At 33.7% G+C, this 1,997-nt stretch carries 1 protein-coding gene; it reads right to left on the reverse strand.

Going from position 1 to position 1,997, the window contains the following annotated elements; translation table 11 throughout:
- Positions 1–1,149: 1,149 nt before the first annotated feature.
- Positions 1,150–1,997 (reverse strand): DUF2971 domain-containing protein (locus KO502_RS08970; protein WP_216022242.1); only part of this gene is annotated, 848 nt, incomplete at its 5' end.

The raw sequence follows: 1,997 nt of genomic DNA on the forward strand, positions 1-1,997 counted from the left end.
TAAACTGACGCATAACGCCCCATTAAGAGGCAAAAAATTGTTTGCTAAAATGTTGAGGCACGAAACAGCAAACTGTTTTTTGTCCTGCTTTAATGCCTTGTTAGGTGTTTGAACTGATTAGAGTTTATGCCACCTAAACTTACCAAACCACAATAAAGTAATTGGCAAAGTCTTGCACGAAATTTCGCAGTAAAAACTGAGAAATTAGCGCACCAAAAAGTTAAATAAACTGCTTTGCTCGATTTTATGTAACACCGCGAAACAATAATATACGTGCGATAAATACAAAACTGAATTACGTTTTAGAATACGTGATTGATGCGCAAAACGTGAATCAAAAAATATACCTTACGCAAGTAACCCAATACACCTAACGCCTCACTAAGAGGCAAATAATGGTTGGCTAAAATAGACGACGAAGGAGTAAATAGCCAACTGTTATTTGTCCTTTTGAGTGACTTGTTATATGCAGCGTACGTTGAACTAAATACTGCACGAACTTTAAGGCACCGTTATATAAAAACCTGACCGTGAACTTTTGAAGCTACTCACCAAAGTCAGAACTAAATTAATAGTGTTGCCACCTTTGAAAAAGGTATAAAAGGCAACGCTTATTAGTGTAAACACCAAACCGAGTTTAGCGAAAAACACACAGTAAATTATCTTGCTCTAAAACAAAATTACTAAGAGCATATAACGCCTCATTAAGAGGCAAAAAATTGTTTGCTAAAATGTTGAGGTACGAAACAGCAAACTGTTTTTTGTCCTGCTTTAATGCCTTGTTAGGTGTTTGAACTGATTAGAATTTATGCCACCTAAACTTACCAAACCACAATAAAGTAATTGGCAAAGTCTTGCACGAAATTTTGCAGTAAAAACTGAGAAATTAACGCACCAAAAAGTTAAATAAACTGCTTTGCTCAGTTTTATGTAACACCGCGAAACAATAATACACGCGCGATAAATACAAAACTGAATTACGTTTTAAGATACGTGATTGATGCGCAAAACGTGAATCAAAAAATATACCTTACGCAAGTAACCCAATACACCTAACGCTCCACTAAGAGGCAAGTAACAGTTGGTTAAAATAAGCGACGAAGGAGCAAAAACCAACTGTTATTTGTCCTTTTAAGTGGCTTGTTAGATTTACACATATCCACAATCATATTTATGAATCCTATGCCCCATCAATAACCTAAAATGTTGGAATGCATTGATTGCATAAATATTTCTATCATCCGCTTTTGGTCCAAACCAAATTTCTGGTGTCACACACCACGAAAATTTTTCATCACCGATATCAATTAGTGAGTGTTCAAAATATGGAATTATTAAATTATTAGATACTCTTGTTTTCACATTATTTGCAGGTACATGAACAACAAATCTAAATTCACCTTCTTCCTCGAAAGCTGCATTTTTGACTCGAAGTAATTGTGTAACTATACGATCTAATAAATCTGGTGATGACTCAAAATGTTGCATAAAGATATTGTGAGCTTGATTTTGATTATAAAGCTCAACTATTTCATCAATTTCACTTTTAAACATAACTAATAATGATTTAATAAAACCTTCATGATCATGATAAACACACTCGACCAATTCTTTTTTTAAATCACTATGTACACGATTAAGATCTTTGCACCTTATCCCTAGAGCTGCACCGTAACCATCATTTCCATAAGCTCGCCATTGACTTAAAATTTTGGGTGATTTAGATAAAGATAATATGCAATGAAAATAGTTAAATCCTAGAGTGTGTAAAGCCAAGTCTAATGCTGTTTGAGCATATTGAGGTAAAGAATTAACAAACATTTCTTTAGCGTTATTTAATTCTTTTACATCATTCAAAAAACGACAGTCACTAACCCAAATGCTTTTATTCTGAAGAATACTATTTAAAGCTTCTATACTTGTATAGTGATAAAGAATTTCATTATCTTCCACTTTTGCACCTAACCTAAATGTAAATCTAACGCCACAATAAGCGG

Source organism: Colwellia sp. E2M01 (assembly GCF_018860585.1).
GTDB lineage: Bacteria > Pseudomonadota > Gammaproteobacteria > Enterobacterales > Alteromonadaceae > Colwellia.